Origin of the sequence: Streptococcus sanguinis (assembly GCF_050222175.1) — a bacterium.
GTDB lineage: Bacteria > Bacillota > Bacilli > Lactobacillales > Streptococcaceae > Streptococcus > Streptococcus sanguinis_M.
On sequence record NZ_CP071420.1, the window covers coordinates 1,584,860 to 1,601,843 of the forward strand.

18 protein-coding genes are annotated in these 16,984 nt (G+C 46.1%); all 18 read right to left on the minus strand.

The window, feature by feature from the left end; genetic code table 11:
• Positions 1 to 31: 31 nt before the first annotated feature.
• The 18 genes from abc-f to J1C91_RS07825 all read right to left on the minus strand — a co-directional run bounded on the left by abc-f (position 32) and on the right by J1C91_RS07825 (position 16,959).
• On the minus strand, positions 32 to 1,927 hold the full coding sequence (gene abc-f / locus J1C91_RS07740) for a ribosomal protection-like ABC-F family protein (protein ID WP_032912486.1): 1,896 nt from the start codon (positions 1,925 to 1,927) through the stop codon (positions 32 to 34).
• 252 nt (positions 1,928 to 2,179) lie between these two features.
• On the minus strand, positions 2,180 to 2,545 hold the full coding sequence (locus J1C91_RS07745; protein ID WP_002910181.1) for a hypothetical protein: 366 nt from the start codon (positions 2,543 to 2,545) through the stop codon (positions 2,180 to 2,182).
• 4 nt (positions 2,546 to 2,549) lie between these two features.
• Positions 2,550 to 3,269: a matrixin family metalloprotease gene (locus J1C91_RS07750; protein WP_002904157.1), complete on the minus strand. Its 720-nt coding sequence runs from the start codon at positions 3,267 to 3,269 to the stop codon at positions 2,550 to 2,552.
• A 177-nt stretch (positions 3,270 to 3,446) separates the two neighbouring features.
• Entirely contained in the window at positions 3,447 to 4,307 is an 861-nt protein-coding gene (locus tag J1C91_RS07755) for a DNA/RNA non-specific endonuclease (protein WP_002895987.1), read from the minus strand.
• Between the two features lie 58 nt (positions 4,308 to 4,365).
• Positions 4,366 to 4,548, minus strand: coding sequence for a DNA-directed RNA polymerase subunit beta (locus J1C91_RS07760; protein WP_002910183.1), 183 nt, complete (start codon positions 4,546 to 4,548; stop codon positions 4,366 to 4,368).
• Entirely contained in the window at positions 4,541 to 5,821 is a 1,281-nt protein-coding gene (murA, locus tag J1C91_RS07765) for a UDP-N-acetylglucosamine 1-carboxyvinyltransferase (RefSeq protein WP_002897900.1), read from the minus strand. Before murA ends, J1C91_RS07760 begins: the two co-directional genes overlap by 8 nt.
• A gap of 67 nt (positions 5,822 to 5,888) precedes the next feature.
• Positions 5,889 to 6,119, minus strand: a complete 231-nt coding sequence (locus J1C91_RS07770) for a DUF1146 family protein (RefSeq protein WP_002897901.1) — start codon at positions 6,117 to 6,119, stop codon at positions 5,889 to 5,891.
• Positions 6,120 to 6,293: 174 nt separating this feature from the next.
• A complete protein-coding gene (locus J1C91_RS07775; protein WP_002904155.1) occupies positions 6,294 to 6,716 on the minus strand; it encodes a F0F1 ATP synthase subunit epsilon in 423 nt (140 codons plus the stop codon).
• A 7-nt stretch (positions 6,717 to 6,723) separates the two neighbouring features.
• Positions 6,724 to 8,130, minus strand: a complete 1,407-nt coding sequence (gene atpD / locus J1C91_RS07780; RefSeq protein WP_002895993.1) for a F0F1 ATP synthase subunit beta — start codon at positions 8,128 to 8,130, stop codon at positions 6,724 to 6,726.
• 38 nt (positions 8,131 to 8,168) lie between these two features.
• A complete protein-coding gene (locus tag J1C91_RS07785; RefSeq protein WP_002895995.1) occupies positions 8,169 to 9,050 on the minus strand; it encodes a F0F1 ATP synthase subunit gamma in 882 nt (293 codons plus the stop codon).
• A 15-nt stretch (positions 9,051 to 9,065) separates the two neighbouring features.
• Complete coding sequence (gene atpA, locus J1C91_RS07790; protein WP_002895997.1) at positions 9,066 to 10,571, minus strand: F0F1 ATP synthase subunit alpha; 1,506 nt, start codon at positions 10,569 to 10,571, stop codon at positions 9,066 to 9,068.
• 15 nt (positions 10,572 to 10,586) lie between these two features.
• Positions 10,587 to 11,123 (minus strand): F0F1 ATP synthase subunit delta, encoded by a 537-nt coding sequence (locus tag J1C91_RS07795; protein ID WP_002904151.1) that lies wholly within the window; start codon positions 11,121 to 11,123, stop codon positions 10,587 to 10,589.
• Positions 11,123 to 11,617 (minus strand): F0F1 ATP synthase subunit B, encoded by a 495-nt coding sequence (gene atpF, locus J1C91_RS07800; RefSeq protein WP_002910185.1) that lies wholly within the window; start codon positions 11,615 to 11,617, stop codon positions 11,123 to 11,125. Before atpF ends, J1C91_RS07795 begins: the two co-directional genes overlap by 1 nt.
• A gap of 18 nt (positions 11,618 to 11,635) precedes the next feature.
• Positions 11,636 to 12,352 carry a F0F1 ATP synthase subunit A gene (gene atpB / locus J1C91_RS07805; protein ID WP_002910186.1) on the minus strand — a complete coding sequence of 239 codons (717 nt, stop codon included), beginning with the start codon at positions 12,350 to 12,352 and terminating at the stop codon, positions 11,636 to 11,638.
• A 35-nt stretch (positions 12,353 to 12,387) separates the two neighbouring features.
• The gene (locus tag J1C91_RS07810; protein ID WP_002896005.1) at positions 12,388 to 12,588 is read right to left on the minus strand and encodes a F0F1 ATP synthase subunit C; all 201 of its coding nucleotides are present in this window, start codon (positions 12,586 to 12,588) and stop codon (positions 12,388 to 12,390) included.
• 264 nt (positions 12,589 to 12,852) lie between these two features.
• Positions 12,853 to 13,794 (minus strand): mannose-6-phosphate isomerase, class I, encoded by a 942-nt coding sequence (manA, locus tag J1C91_RS07815; RefSeq protein ID WP_032912488.1) that lies wholly within the window; start codon positions 13,792 to 13,794, stop codon positions 12,853 to 12,855.
• 125 nt (positions 13,795 to 13,919) lie between these two features.
• Positions 13,920 to 14,420, minus strand: a complete 501-nt coding sequence (locus J1C91_RS07820; protein ID WP_002910190.1) for a phosphatase PAP2 family protein — start codon at positions 14,418 to 14,420, stop codon at positions 13,920 to 13,922.
• A gap of 142 nt (positions 14,421 to 14,562) precedes the next feature.
• A complete protein-coding gene (locus tag J1C91_RS07825) occupies positions 14,563 to 16,959 on the minus strand; it encodes a glycogen/starch/alpha-glucan phosphorylase (RefSeq protein WP_002910192.1) in 2,397 nt (798 codons plus the stop codon).
• Positions 16,960 to 16,984: the final 25 nt, after the last annotated feature.

Below are 16,984 nucleotides of genomic sequence, written 5' to 3' on the forward strand. Positions count from 1 at the left end.
GGCATTTTTGAGCAGGTTCGATTGGCTCCTTCTACACCTTCTCCGCAAGTTCTTCCCATTCTAGCATGGCTTCTTCTTGGGCGGCAGTCAGCTGGTCGATTTGCTGCTGGCTCTCCATGAGTTCGGCGGCGTCATTAGTGGCCTCCATGGCCTCCTGAAGCTGACTGATCTGACTGTCCAAGTCCTCGATTTGCGCTTCCAATTGCTCTAAGCGGCGGGCCAGCCGGCGCTGTTCTTTCTGGTTTTCCTTTTGAAGCTGATAGTCATTGGCCGGGTCAGGTTTGTCAAGACTAGTCTGCTCTGTTTCCTCACGCAAGGCTTCCTGTTCTGCCTTTTTCTCCAGATAGTAGTCATAATCACCTAGATAAAGGGTGGAACCTGTCTCAGAGAGCTCGATAATCTGAGTGGCCACGCGATTGATAAAGTAACGGTCGTGGCTAACAAAGAGCAGGGTGCCGTCAAAGTCAATCAGGGCATTTTCCAGCACTTCCTTGCTGTCAATGTCCAGGTGGTTGGTCGGCTCGTCGAGGATGAGGAAGTTGTTGTTTTCCATAGACAGCTTGGCTAGAAGCAGCCGCGCCCGCTCTCCACCTGATAGCATGCCGACAGACTTCTTGACATCGTCTCCCGAGAAGAGGAAAGCGCCTAAGCGATTGCGAATCTCGACCTCCGGCGTCAGCTTGAAGTCATTCCATAGCTCATCGAGAACTGTATTGCTGGGGGTCAGTTTACTCTGAGTTTGGTCATAGTAGCCCACTTCCACATTAGCTCCCAGCTGCTCCTTACCTCTGATGAAGGGCACTTGACCGATTAGTGATTTAATCAAGGTCGTCTTTCCAATCCCATTTGGCCCGACAATAGCTACCGCATTGAACTTGCGAATATCAAGGTTAATCGGCTCCGACAGAACTTCCTCGCCATAGCCAATAGCTGCATCTTCCAAGGTTAGAACAACATTGCCAGAAACCTTATCGGATTGGAAGGTCATATTAGCCGAGCGACTGCCGGTCTCCGGCCTGTCCAAACGCTCCATCTTTTCCAGCTGTTTGCGACGGGACTGAGCCCGCTTGGTAGTGGAGGCTCGAACTAGATTGCGATTGACAAAGTCCTCCAGCGCAGCGATTTCTTTCTGTTGCTTTTCATAGTTCTTGGCTTCAGTGGCCAGCTTCTGTTCCTTTTGGACCACAAAGCTAGAGTAATTGCCCACATAGCGATCCAAGGAATGCTTGGTCAAATCCAGCGTGATGGTTGCAACCTTATCTAAGAAATAGCGGTCGTGGCTGACGATGATCAGGGCACCGCTGTAGTTGACTAAGTAAGTCTCCAGCCAGGCAATGGTCTCAATATCCAAGTGGTTGGTCGGTTCGTCCAAGACCAGCAGCTCTGGCTTTTCCAAAAGCATCTTAGCCAGCGCCAGACGGGTATTCTGCCCGCCCGACAACTCAGAAATCTTCATCTGCCACATGGGCTGGTCAAACTTGAAGCCATTCAAAATAGCTCGAATATCGGCCTCGTAGGTAAAACCACCTTTCTGGCGAAAGTCCTCTGACAGCTGGTCGTACTGGGTCATGAGAGCAGTCAGGTCTTCCCCTGACAATTCTCCCATTTGCAGCTCCATCTGCCGCAAGCGTTTTTCTTGTTGGCGCAGACTATCAAAGACCAGCAGCATCTCGTCGTAGATAGTATTCTCCGACTCAAAGCGGCTATCCTGAGCCAGATAGGACAGGGAAAGCTCTCGTTTTTTATTGATCTGACCAGAAGTAGGCTCTTCCTCGCCCACCAAAATCTTAAGCAGGGTTGACTTCCCAGCTCCATTTTTACCGACGAGGGCAATCCGGTCGCCCTCATCCACCTGCAGGTTAATATTGTCAAAAAGAAGCTCCCCTGGAAAAGAGCGTTCAATCTTGCTTGCTTGTAAAATAATCATAAGACCATTATAGCAGATTTCCAGAAGCACAGCTATCAGAATTCAAGAGAAAGCGAACTCAGCTCCCCAAAAGAAAAAGAGAGTGGGACAGAAATCGGTAATTCGTTAGAATTCGATTTCGTCGTCCCACCTCCGCACAGTTGAGTAGGGCTGTAAAAGCTGATGAAATCAGCGTAGTAGAGCCCACTCAACCACTGCGTCTTGCTCGACAATCCAAAGACAATTGAGAGGCTAGGACTTATGTCCCAGCCTCTACATAAAACTATTGAGAATAGATTGATTCTGCAAAATCAGATAAATTCCCAGCAAAATCAGAAGCGCAAAGACAACAAATTTAATCATTCCCTTGATTAGACGAATAACCAGAAGGATAATCATGGACCCGACTAGCCACATAAAGGCGGAATTGTGAAAAAATCCCTGAACTGCCTCAATATTCTGGCCGAAGAAGACCTGAATGGGCGCCGGAACATGATTTTCCCAAGCCGCTGTCACTCCTAGCTGGTTGGCAATCTCATTGCCGCTTTTCCATAGCCAGACAAAGATTCCTGAGTTAAAAACAAAGAGAAAAACTTGCTCTGGAAAGTGTCGAATCAAGTAAAAAATAGATTTTAACATAGGCTTACGATTGATACAAGTCTTTTACAGCCTGGATATCTGTCGGCTGGATACTGTAAAATGAGCCTGCTGACTGCATCACTGATTCCTCCTCATTATGGTCTAATCCGATAGCATGGCCCAATTCATGCGCTGCTGTATTGACAATCCGCTCATGAGAATAGGCATAGCGACTGTCCAGCAGGTAGTAACTATTCAGGCGAACCGTGACATGGGTAAACCGCTTGGTTAGGAGATTGGTCTGCGACTCAGCTTCACCAGCTGCACTGATGTTGCCATCGTTCATCTCCGTCGCGACAATGTCCGCCTTGTCTTTGTCATTGATGATTTGAAAGGTGAAGGCACCTGTTTGATTCCAAGAATCAATGGCCTCCTTATAGGCTGAACGGAAGGTTTCATTATTTGTATCGATGTAAATTGTGGCGCTTGGCTGATCCCAACGAGCCCCTGTTGTTGCATGCTCATCTGTCAGCTGATCCGTCTGCGTCTCCTCACTGCTGTGAAGCCCCGTGGAAATACCTTGGTGATTTAAAAATTGATCCACTCTGCCAACAGCTGTCTGAACAGCCTGCGTCAGTCCCTCGGTGCCTGGCTCTGTCGAAGTGGTAAAATAGAAAATTCCGACAATAACCATAAAGCTCAGGACAAAGGACCAGGCAAGTCCCCAAACCACGCGCCCAATCAGACGCATGAGGAACCGGATGCTTTTAAAAATAAGTCCCATCGCAACCTCCTTTACTAGATTGTAAGAGAACGTTGATTTTATCACCGCTTTCTTAAAGAAGACTGAAAAATTAGCCTTCTTTCTATCTATTATTATAAAAGAAAATGACTACAAATCTGCAACCATTTCTTTTCATACTATTGAATACTCTTTGCAAAATCATTTTTGAGTATAAAATTAAGAACCCGTATCCAGACTGACCCTGCCACTATTATAGTCCAGGCGAATCCCTTTTTGCACATTCGGGATAAAGACATTAAATTCTAAACTGCCATCGCTGGACTTGGCCTCTAAATGTGACCCAACCGGTACTAAATCAGTCTCCGTGGCATAAATCAAGGTTACCCGGTAGCGCACTCGCTTGTTCTTATCCAAAGCCTTACGGATCTTTGTCTCATAATAATTCTGCCCTGTCGAATCCGCTTCATTGGCTTGGTTGGACCAGGCCGTCTGCACAGCGATATTGGCAGGATTGCTAGTAGAAGCATCAAAGCCCTTCAAACCACCAATCAGCGAATAGGCCAAGAGATGTCCTCTGTCCACAGCATGATTGTACTCACCAGGGAGGTTCTTGAGTTGATGCCAGCCTGCCGGTACCCATGAAGTGTTGGCATTTCCAGTTTCTTCCCGTTTTTTGTACTGGCGGGTAGACTTGGATAAAAAGGCATTCGCTACTGTCGGAAGGGTTTGCCCTTGTACAAGCTTGGTCTTATTGTCAGCGTAGGGCTTACTAGAAATCCCCGCATCCAAGTCTGTCTTATTTCCATTCACAATAAAGGCGCCAGCTCCATTCCATTCAATGCTGCCTTTGAGCTGAGCTCGGACAGCATCCGTCAGAACGCTCTCAGCCAGTTCCCGACTAGGGGTGCCCTGATCTTGAACTTGCCCAACTCTTATTTCTGAATTTGGACTCTGAAGTGGCTGCTGACCATCCTGTCCCCAGAAATAGCCAGCCAGAGCCAAAATCAAGGCCAGAGTCAGCCCAGCCCAGCCTTGCAGGCTCTTAGAATTCCTTTTCTGACTAGTCTTTCTTTTCATCTTCTTTCTTTCAACTTAGCAAACTGGATTCATTTCAGCCAGTCTTTTCGACTAGGAGCTAGTTTCCAGTAAACTTCCCGATTAATTCTTGCCAGGTTTCTGGTGAAAAAACTGAGCCCTTACCGTTTCCGATAATGTTATAGCCAATCATCAGAGACACGAGAAAGAGAATCACGGCTACCAGGAGAACCAGTAGAACAAGGCCAATCTGCCGGCCTAAATATTTAAGATTTTCACTCATCGTCTTCTTCCTTTACACGCTTCACTTTGGCTCCCAAGGCTGCCAATTTCTCATGGAATTTATAGTAGCCTCGGTCTAAGTGTACCAGCTTGCTGACCTTAGTCTCGCCTTCAGCAATCAAGCCCATCAGAATCAAAGTCGCACTGGCCCGAAGGTCTGTTGACATGACTTCAGCACCCTGCAAGCTGCCTCCGCCCCAGATACGAGCTGTGTCACGCATGATATCAGAGTGCAGCCCCATCCGACGCATTTCCTCCAGATGCTGGAAGCGGTTCTCAAAGACGGTCTCAATCATCGTAGACTCGCCCTTTGCCATGGCCATCAGCGCCGTAAACTGAGCCTGCATGTCCGTTGGGAAGCCTGGATAAGGAAGGGTCTTGACCGCAACCGGTCTAAGTTTCGAAACATCGGAACGAATCCGAATCCCTTCATCTTCCTCTGTCACTTCCACTCCCATTTCCTGCATTTTGGAAAGCAGGGGACGATTGTGCTCCCAAATGGCATCCTCAATCAGCAAGTCACCGCTGGTCATAGCTGCAGCAACCATAAAAGTTCCTGCTTCGATACGGTCTTGAACCACATTATGCTTGGCACCTCGCAGCTGGTCCACTCCGACAATCGTCAGAGTCTCTGTACCCGCTCCTCTGACTTTGGCTCCCATTTCATTCAAAAATAGGGCTAGATCAACGATTTCAGGCTCCCGAGCAGCATTTTCAATCACTGTGGTGCCTTGAGCCAGCGTAGCAGCCATCATGATGTTTTGCGTTGCTCCCACACTAGGAAAGTCCATGTAAATGTGGGCACCCTTGAGTCGCTCTGCCTTCGCTTCGATATAACCCGCTGTTTGGGTAATCTGAGCTCCCATGGCTTCTAAGCCCTTCAGGTGCAAGTCAATAGGCCGGCTGCCAATCGTACAGCCGCCTGGCATGGAAACCTTAGCATGACCATTACGAGCCAGAACTGGCCCCAAAACAACGATAGACGCCCGCATTTTGCTGACGTATTTGTAAGGCGCCTCCTCAGACAAAGGCTGAGTTGCATCCACAACAACTGTATTTTCTTCCTGATTAAAATCCACCTGAGTGTTTAAACCGCGGACCACATTGTTCATGGTAAAGACATCAGACAAGACCGGAACATTTTTCAAAACAGACTGGCCCTCACTAGCCAAGACTGTCGCTGCCAAAAGAGGCAGGACCGCATTTTTTGCTCCTTCAATCTTGACCTTTCCGACCAAGCGATTATCTCCACCTTGAATAATAATTTTTTCCATACCGATTCCTTACTCTAAATTTTTAAAATCATCCATACTATCATACCATAAAATCAAAAATATGACCTTATAAAGTACCATTAAAAATCGCCCGGCTCATATCGTAAATACCAATGAAGAAAAGGCTGACTAAATAGCCCAAGGCAATGCTAAACAAGAGAATCAAAAAGCGAATCTTCATCGCATTATCGGCATTAACCTTGAAAAACCTCTCCCACTCAACAACAGTTGACAGCAGATGAAAGGCAAAGAAAATAAAGAGCAAATGACTGCATAATTTAAAAATAACTTCTACCATAGCTTTTATTATACCACAAGACTCCTGTTAGGGACGAACTAAACAGTCCCGCCCTTTTTCTTTGGAAAAGAAAACTGAGACAGATCTGCCTCAGTTTTGCGTATTCAGTTTGTATTCATGAAAGTACCTTACCAGATGATGAATGACTTCCATCAATCTAGGCAAAATAGCTTCTTATAATCTTGTTCCGACATTGATCCGGTTGATTGCCCGCTGCAGGGCAATCTTAGCCCGGCGTTCTTGGTCAATCAAATGCTTATCATGTGCTTCTTCGATTTCTTGCTCAGCTCGGAGCTTAGCCCGCTCAGCCCGACTAATGTCGATATCTCGCTCACGCTCAGCTGAGTCCGCCACAATGGTAATGACATTGTCTGCAATTTCAATGATGCCGCCATTAACTGCAATCCAGTCGATATGCTTGTCATCATCAACCCGGCGTACTTTGACCTGATCTACTTCTAAAACAGCGATGGTATTGATGTGGCGGGGCAAAATCCCCAGCTCACCATCAATGGTCTTTACGGAAACAAATGCAGCATGGTGATCATAAATAAGACCATCCGGTGTCACGATTTGTACTGTCATTTGAGCCATCATTCACCTCTTAGAATCCCATTTTCTCAGCCTTGGCCAATACATCCTCGATGGAGCCCACACCACGGAAGGCATCTTCTGGCAGCTTATCATGCTTACCTTCAAGGATTTCCTTAAAGCCACGAACCGTTTCAGCTACTGGCACATAAGATCCTGGTTGACCAGTAAACTGCTCCGCCACATTGAAGTTCTGTGACAGGAAGAACTGGATCCGGCGCGCACGTGCAACCAGCGTCTTCTCATCATCTGACAACTCATCCATACCAAGGATAGCAATGATATCCTGCAATTCATGATAACGTTGCAAGACCCGCTTAACCTCTGCTGCCACTGCATAGTGCTCTTCTCCGACAATCTCTGGTGAAAGGGCACGAGAGCTGGAAGCGAGTGGATCCACAGCTGGATAAATCCCCAGCTGAACCAATTTCCGTTCTAGGTTGGTCGTAGAGTCCAAGTGAGCAAAAGCTGTTGCTGGTGCTGGGTCAGTATAGTCATCCGCTGGCACATAGATAGCCTGGATGGAAGTAACGGAACCTTTCTTGGTTGAGGTAATCCGTTCTTGTAACTGTCCCATTTCTGTAGCAAGTGTTGGTTGGTAACCAACGGCTGATGGCATGCGTCCCAAAAGGGCAGACACTTCCGAACCAGCCTGCGTAAAGCGGAAGATGTTATCAATAAAGAGCAACACGTCCTGACCCTCCACATCACGGAAATATTCCGCGATGGTCAGTCCGGTAAGAGCAACCCGCATCCGAGCTCCTGGCGGTTCATTCATCTGACCAAAGACCATAGCCGTCTTTTCGATAACGCCAGACTCTTTCATTTCCCAGTAGAGGTCATTCCCTTCACGCGTCCGTTCACCAACACCTGTGAAGACAGAAATCCCTCCATGTTCTTGGGCAATGTTGTGAATCAATTCCTGAATCAGGACTGTTTTCCCTACTCCGGCACCGCCAAAGAGACCGACTTTCCCACCTTTCAGATAAGGAGCTAGAAGGTCGATAACCTTGATCCCTGTTTCCAGGATTTCTGATGAAGTTGATAGTTCATCAAAGGTCGGTGCCTTTTTATGAATCGGCTGGCGCTCTGCATCTTCTGCAAAAGGCGCATCCAAGTCAATAGTATCCCCAAGGACATTGAACACCCGCCCCAGAGTTTCCTTGCCAACTGGCACAGAAATCGGACGACCAGTATCCAAGACCTCCAAACCACGCGTCAAACCATCGGTCGACTCCATGGCAATGGTCCGCACCACACCGTCACCAAGCTCAAGAGCTACTTCAAGGACGATTTTTGATTTTTTCTCATCATTTTTATAGACTACAAGTGCATTATTTATCTCAGGTAGTTTGTCTCCGGCAGCAAACGCAACGTCTACGACCGGCCCGATAACCTGAGCAATTTTGCCTGAGCTCATGTTTTTTCCCTCGTTTAATTTCTAATTCATTTGTGGCCTTATTCTAGGGCACTTGCACCCGCCACGATTTCAGTAATTTCCTGCGTAATGGCAGCTTGCCGAGCGCGGTTGTACTGAATAGTCAAATCACTGATGACCTTTTTAGCATTGTCTGTTGCTGTCTGCATAGCAGTCATGCCGGCAGCATTCTCAGCTGTTTTGGCATCAATAATGGCACCGTAAATCATGCTCTCTGCAAACTGGGGCAGCAGTTGATCCAAGATAGAATCCCGACTGGATTCCAGTTCCAGATTCAGCGTATAATCTTCATCAGCTTCATTGGGATCCAAGTCAATGATTGGCAGCATCTGCTCCACCCGCATCTGACTGGTCAGACTGTTGACATGGTGATTATAGCAGACATAGAGCTCATCGAAGAGCTCATTCTGATACATCTCAATAGTCTTGCTAATGATTTTACGGACCTCATCAAAGCTAGGCTGATCTGCTAGACCACGCAGTTCATAAACTGGCTGAATGCCCCTAGCTCGGAAGAAATCAGCACCAACACTTCCGATACAGATGACTTCAAAGTCCTCTCCTGTCGGATGGTACTCAGCTTTCAGCTCCATCAAAGCCTTAAGGATAGTCGCATTGTAGCCACCTACTAGCCCGCGGTCAGAAGTAATGACGATATAGGCTGATTTCTTAACTGGCCGACTGATTAACATTGAGTGATGACGGGCATTTTCTGCCTCGTGGCCATGCAGCATATCCGTAACTAACTTACGCACTTTCTGGGCATAGACCTGAAAGTTCTTAGCTGCTTCCTCAGACTTTCCCAGCTTAGCAGCAGAAACCATCTGCATGGCATTGGTGATTTGACTGGTGTTTTTCGTGGATGCAATTTTATTTTTAATATCATTTAATGAAACTGCCATCTGACACCTCTATTCTTATTTGAAGCTAGACTGGTCAATAAACTCAGTAATGGCAGCATCCAAGACTTCTTCGCTTGGAAGATCTTTCGTTGTCCGAATGGTTTCATAAATGCTTTCTTGATGTGCATCAAAGTAGGCAAATAGTTCTGACTCAAAGCGCAGAATATCATCTACTGGCACACTGTCTAAGAAACCATGGGTCAAAGCATAGAGAATCACGACCTGCTTTTCAACCGGCAGCGGCTCATGAATCGGCTGCTTCAAGACTTCTACAGTCCTGCGGCCACGATTGAGCTTGGCCTGCGTTGCTGCATCCAAATCACTACCAAACTTAGTGAAGGCCTCCAGCTCTCGATAAGAAGCCAGGTCAATACGCAAAGTTCCAGCTACTTTCTTCATAGCCTTGATTTGGGCAGAGCCCCCAACCCGTGATACAGAAGAACCTGCGTCAATGGCCGGACGTACCCCAGCATTGAACAGGCTGTCGCTGAGGAAAATTTGTCCGTCAGTGATTGAAATCACGTTGGTCGCGATATAGGCTGAAATGTCTCCCGCCTGTGTTTCAATAAATGGCAGAGCTGTAATTGAACCACCGCCCAGCTCATCAGAAACCTTGGCTGAACGTTCCAGGAGACGGCTATGCAGATAGAAAACATCTCCTGGAAAGGCCTCACGGCCTGGCGGACGACGGAGCAAGAGGGACAGTTCACGGTAGGCTACAGCCTGCTTAGACAAGTCATCATAGACAATCAAAACATGCTTGCCATTATACATGAACTCTTCTGCCATCGCTACACCAGCATAAGGCGCTAGGAAAAGCAAAGGCGACGGCTGTGAAGCAGAGGCTGTCACGACAATGGTATAGTCCAAAGCACCATACTGACGGAGCGTTTCTACCTGCGTACGAACGGTAGATTCTTTCTGACCAATCGCCACATAGATACAAATCATATCCTGACCTTTCTGGTTCAGGATGGCATCAATGGCAATGGTCGTCTTCCCAGTCTGACGGTCCCCGATAATCAGCTCCCGCTGGCCGCGGCCAATCGGAACCAAGGCATCAATAGCCTTGAGACCTGTCTGCAAAGGCTCAGATACTGACTTACGCTGCATAACACCAGGAGCCGGTGTTTCAACCGGACGTGTCTTGTCCGTGACAATGTCACCAAGTCCATCAACAGGACGACCCAGCGGATCAACAACCCGTCCAATCAAGGCCTCTCCCACAGGAACTTCCATGATTTTACCAGTCCGACGAATGGTATCTCCCTCACGAATGTCTGTAAAGTCTCCCAAGATGATAATCCCAACATCGGTCGACTCTAGATTTTGCGCCATACCATAAGAGCCATTTTCAAAGATTAACAGCTCTCCGCTCATAGCCTTATCCAGACCATGAGCACGCGCAATTCCATCACCAATATAAGTGACGACCCCTGTTTCTGTGACGTCAAAATTTGGCTGGAAATTTTCAATTTGTTGCTTAATTAAAGCGCTGATTTCTTGTGCGTTAATCGCCAAAATTCACACCACTTTCTATTTCAATTTTTCTTTTACGACTTGTAATTGACGTTTTATGCTTGCATCAATTGTTTTGTTATTGGCAGAGATGACAAAGCCACCAATCAAGCTGCTGTCCAATTCTTCCTTGAGCGAACGGACTTTTAGGCCCATCTTCTGCTCAATAATCGGCCGAATCTTCTCCTTCTGACTGGCTGTCAAAGGCTGAACAGAGCGTAGCGTCACCTCAAACTCATTGCTAATCTTTTCAAGCTGGTGCTGGCTCTCCAGCACAATCTCATAAAAGAGGTCCTCACGATGATTGAGAATGACGATTTCAATCAGATTATCAAGCAATTGCGAACCAGAGTTTTGAAAGAGTCTCAGACTCTTCTCTTTCTCATGGTCACTGATGCCGATATGTGACAAAAAGTCAGCAAGGCCGGTCTCCGCAAAAACAGCCTTAATCTGACTCAGTTTTTCAAAAACATCTTCTTGCTGACCTTTTTCAAAGACCGTCTGAACAAAAGGCAAAGCATATTTCTCAATGATTGCATATTGCTTCTTATCCATCAGGCATCTCCTAACTGTTTGATATAGCGGTCGATGAGCTCGCTCTGAGCTTCCTTATCCAGTTCCTGGCTCAAAATCTTACTAGCCAGAGCCACTGTCAAGTCAGCCACTTCTCCTTTGATGCTGCTCATAGCCTCTGCCTTGTTTTGGGCAATTTCCTGATTGGCTTTAGCCTTCAAGCGCCCTGCTTCTTCTGCTGCATTAGCTAGGATTCCAGCCTTATTCTTCTCAGCTGTCTCCTTAGCTGTCTCAACGATAGAAACTGCTTCGACCCGACTGCCTGCCAGAGCTTCCTCACGCTTTTGCGCCAAGTCTTCAGCTTTCTTACGGGCAGCTTCTGCACCATCAATATCGTCTGAAATCTTTTGAGCACGCTGATCTAAAATCCCGATAATATTGCCCCAAGCAAACTTCTTAATGAGAAATACTAAAAGAAGAAAGGAGCCAGCAATCAGGATAAAGTTGCCAATAATTTCACCTACGGTTATATTCATTTTATCTATCCTTTCTTTTTATTCTTCCTCACCATTAATTTTCTTACCAAGATACATAGATGTTAGCATGGTAAAAACATAGGCTTGGATACAGGAAATAAAGATGGAAAAACCAGTCCAAACCATGTTCATAATAAAGGCAATCGGATACCAATACGCTGCTTGATGTGCCCAAGTCAAGAGCAAACCAGCCAATACTTCACCTGCAAAAATATTCCCATAAATCCGCAAGGCTAGCGAAGCAAAATTGGTAAATTCTTCCAAGATATTCATGGGTGTCATGATACCTGGAGTCACAAAACCTTTTAGATATCCTTTTATACCTTGACGACGGATTCCTTCTACATGACAGAATACCGTCACTAAAAGAGAGAAGCCTAGGTCAAAAGCGAGATTGGCTGTCGGCGATGTCCAGAGATTGAAACCATTGGTTGTCTGAACCTTAGCCATTAATCCCAAGTTATTAGCCACAGCAACGAAAAGAAAGAGAGAGAATAGAAAAAGCGAGTAATTCTTCATATAATGCTCGCCAACGTTTCCTTTGGTAAAATCAATGACAAAGTCATAGATATACTCCAAAGCATTCTGCTTTCTTGACGGCTTAATCGTCATCTTTCGACTTGCCCAATAAACAAGTCCAAAAGTTACAAACACCGTCAGCAGAGTCATGGCCAGCAGGGTCAAATCAAAGGTCACAGGACCTATATTGATAGTTGGATTGATACTTTCTTCCAACAGATGACACCCCCTTTTCTAAAGAGAATCCTTTCTTATTTGATAACAAAGGACATAGCCAGCGTTACAAAGAAAGTACCTTCAACAAAGGCTACTCCCAAGATTAGGAGGCTTCTCAATTGACCGATAATTTCTGGCTGACGAGCTGCTGCCTTAAATAGATTACTCATAATCATACCTTCAGCAATTGATACGCCCAAGCAGGCCAAACAAAGTCCTAAATATGTTAAATTCATGATGACTTCTCCTTTATATTTTAAAATTTACTTCCTTAGTTTACTCCTAAAATATCGAATAGTCAATCTTTTGCCACCATTGTAAGCGTTTTTTGTTTCATTCTTTTGATTTACAAATTTTCCTGTCAAAACAATTGAATTATTGTTGATATACAAACTATTTTGCTATATAAATAAGAAGAAAGTGATTAAAATTTCACTTATTTCATATGTTTTTTAAAGAAAAAAGAGCAAAGTGATTATTTGCTCTTGATTTTTCTATAATTATGGATGGCTGACAATCAGCTGCAAATCTCCAGACAAGGTCCATTCTGTAACATCGCTAGGCAGGATGAAATGCTCTCCTTTTCCAAGAGGATAGACCGTCCCATCAACTTCTAGCTCACCGACACCTTCCAAGACACTGACCAAGCTATAGTCTGCTGTCTTTTTAAAATTGACCGAACCAGCGATATCCCATTTGTAAACAGCAAAGAAGTCATTGGCCACCAAAAGAGTAGAAGTCAAACTATCTGCCTGAATGGTAACAGGACGGCTATTGGCTGGCTCACCGATAGTTAAAACATCAATCGACTGCTCCAAATGCAGCTCACGAAGATTACCAGCATCGTCCTTACGATCAAAGTCATAGACACGGTAGGTCGTGTCACTGGACTGCTGAGTTTCCAAAATCAGAATACCTGAGCCAATGGCATGCATGGTGCCACTTGGTACATAGAAGAAGTCACCAGCCTTGACTGGGATTTTGGTCAGAAGATGGTCCCAGTCCTTGCTCTCAATCTGCTGGCGCAGCTCTTCCTTGCTCTTGGCATTGTGACCATAAATAATCTCTGCTCCTTCGTCTGCAGCAATGACATACCAGCACTCAGTCTTACCAAGCTCCCCTTCGTGCTCTAGTCCATAGGCATCATCAGGATGGACCTGAACACTAAGCCAGTCATTGGCATCTAAAATCTTTGTCAAAAGTGGAAAGACAGGTTCCGAACGATTGCCAAAAAGCTCACGGTGCTCGGCATAGAGAACATCTAACTTCTGGCCGGCAAATCGTCCGTTCTTGACGGTTGACACACCATTAGGATGAGCCGAGATAGCCCAGCACTCCCCTACATGGTCGCTGGGAATCTCATAGCCAAAGACATCGCGCAGCTTGGTTCCGCCCCAAATCTTCTCCTGCATCACAGACTGTAGAAATAATGGTTCTGACATAGTAGACTCCTTAAATATTTTTAACATCCAGCAAGGAATACCCCTTGATGTCGAAACGGTTGTTACTGCTTCTATTATAATATAGCTGGAGGTCCTTTGTCTACTCTCTTCCGAAAACAGGTCCTTTATAATAAAAAAAGTAAAGCTCCCCAGCAAATGCCGCAAAGATAGCCTACCAGCACATCCTTTGGATAGTGCACTCCGCCAATCACGCGCACTACGGCCAGCCCTGCTGAAAGCAAGAGGCAGATAAGTCCCGGCAGCCAGAAAAAGTAGAGTAGACACATGGAAATCACTGTCGCCGAAAAAACATGGCGGCTGGGCATGGATTTACCTGATGTATCCTTGGCCAGCAAGGGTTGAATATCCCATTTTTCGTAAGGACGTGCTTGATTCAGTCGTTTACGAATAGCTGACAGCAGACCAAATCCAATGGCTGGTAAGAAGAAAAAAGTAAGCATCCCTTTCCAGCCTTCCGTCAGAAAGGCACTGATTAGAACGATACCATAAACAATAGGTATGAAGAGGGTCATTCCCCGATTAAAGTAAACCAGACCTTTCAGCCACTGAGGGCGGCTACAAAAGGGAGCTGTTAATTGTTGATAAAAAATCGTGTAGTCTTTCATGCTTGCTTACCCTGCTTTTCTAAAAGTTGGACTCTCATACTTTCTCTACTATAGCATATTTCTAGACAAGATGGTAGATAGATAGCAAAAGAGACTGAGACCCAGATCCCAATCTCTTATTGTTTATGTTTTCTCAGGAGTATTATTTCTCCAAGTTCCAGATTTCCTTGGCATATTGCTCAATGGTATCGTCTGAGGTGAACTTGTCAGATGTAGCGATATTAATCAAGCTCATGCGGGCCCATTTTTCTTTGTCACGATAGAGGGCATCAATCTTCTCTTGAGCTTCTACATAGGAGTGGAAATCTTCCAAGAGGAAATATTCATCATTGTGGGTGATGAGGGCTTCGTAGATTTCAGAGCCTTCTTCACGGACATTTGGAATGGTGCCGTTGACAAAGGTGTCGACCACTCGACGAATATCTGGATTGCTTTCATAGACACCGCGTGAGTAGTAATCGTGGCGGGCATAGTGCTCGTAAACTTGGTCCTTGTCCATCCCAAAGATGACAATATTGTCGTCACCGACCTCGTCCTTGATTTCGATATTGGCTCCGTCCAGTGTAGCCAGGGTAATGGCACCTGTCATCATAAACTTCATATTGGAAGTACCTGAAGCTTCCTTGGAAGCCAGAGAAATCTGCTCTGATACATCCGCAGCTGGAATGATGAGCTCAGCCAGGCTGACGCGGTAGTTTTCTAGGAAGACAACCTTGAGTTTGCCTTGCAGGCTTTCATCCTTGTTGACCAGATTGGCTACTTCATTGATCAGCTTGATGACCGACTTAGCAAAGTGGTAGCCTGGAGCAGCCTTGGCACCGAAGATAAAGACGCGTGGCACCATATCCTTGTCAGGATTGTCCTTGAGGTCCCAGTAAAGCTTGATGATATGAAGTAAGTTGAGCAGCTGTCGCTTGTAAGCGTGGAGACGTTTCACCTGGACATCAAAGATAGCTTCTGTAGAGACTTCCACTCCTGTTGATTCCTTGATGAAGTCAGCCAGACGGGCCTTGGCTTCCTGCTTCACTCGGTAGAAATCACCCAGCACTTGCTGATCATCCTTGAATTCCAAAAGCTTGCGCAGCTCATGGATATCACTTCTCCAACCCTTGCCAATCAGCTTATCAATCTCAGCTGACAGAGGCTGGTCCGCAATCTGCAGCCAGCGGCGCTGGATAATCCCGTTGGTTTTGTTATTAAACTTCTCTGGGTAAATGCTGTAGAAATCACGCAAGGTGTCTTCTTTGAGCAGTTCTGTGTGGAGTTTGGCAACACCATTGATTGAATGACCGCCAATGATAGCCAAGTGAGCCATGTGGATTTGATTGTCCTTGACGATTCGAGTATTTTCGATAACTTGCGGATCAAGGCTGCGTCCAGCCATTTCAGCTATATAGCGGTTGTCGATTTCTAGGATAATCTGATAAACCCGCGGCAGGACATTCTTAAAAAGCTCTGCATCCCATTTTTCCAAGGCTTCAGACAGAATGGTATGGTTGGTATAGCTCATGGTGTTAACCGTAGCATTCCAAGCATCTGCCCATTCCAAATCGTACTCATCCATCAAGAGACGCATAAACTCAGCCGGTGCAACCGCTGGGTGGGTATCGTTGATATGGACAGAGACCTTCTCATGAATATCCTTGAGCGGACGCCCTTGCTTGAGGTAGGATTTGATAATGGTCTGCAGACCTGCACTGGTCATGAAGTATTCCTGGATCAAGCGCAGCTCTTTTCCTTCGTAGCTAGAGTCGTCGGGATAGAGAATAGCAGTGATGTCTTGCACCCGGCGACGAGCCTCAATGGTCGGATAGTCCAGTTCATGCTCCTCTGGAATTTCAACATCCCAAAGCCGGAGATTATTGACATTATCATTGCCAAAGCCAATCTGCGGCACATCGTAAGGAACGGCCCGCAAGGTTTTGGAATTCTCATAAAGTGGCACGATCCGGCCCTTTTCATTAGCATGGAGGGAAACATTTCCGAAGATTTTAACATCGACAATATCATGGTCCTTACGGGTCTCCCAGACATTGCCCAGACTGCCAAACCAAGCATCAGGAATTTCTACCTGATAGCCATCTACGATGCGTTGCTTAAAGAGTCCATAGCGATAGCGAATCCCATTTCCAAATCCTGGATAGCCAGTGGTTGCCAGCGAGTCCATAAAGGCAGCCGCCAAGCGGCCCAGACCGCCATTGCCCAAGGCCATGTCATACTCCGCATTCTTGACATCTTCAAAGTCAACGCCCAACTCGGCAAAGCCCTCCTTGACCATATCGAGGATACCTAAGTTGAGCAGATTGGTTTCCAGCATGCGTCCTGGAAGAAACTCGATAGAAAAGTAATAAGCTGTCTTTTGCTGCTGCTCAATCAACTGATTGCGACGCTCCAACCAAAGGGGCGTGATATACTTGCGGACAGTGCTGGCCAGAGCCTGAAAAAGCTCCACTGAAGTCGCATCAGCAACTTTAATCAGCTGTCTTTCATGTAGAATATCCTTAAAATCTCGAATAAAACGTTCTTTTGTTAGTTCCATAGTGGATGGTTATCTCCCTTTCTAA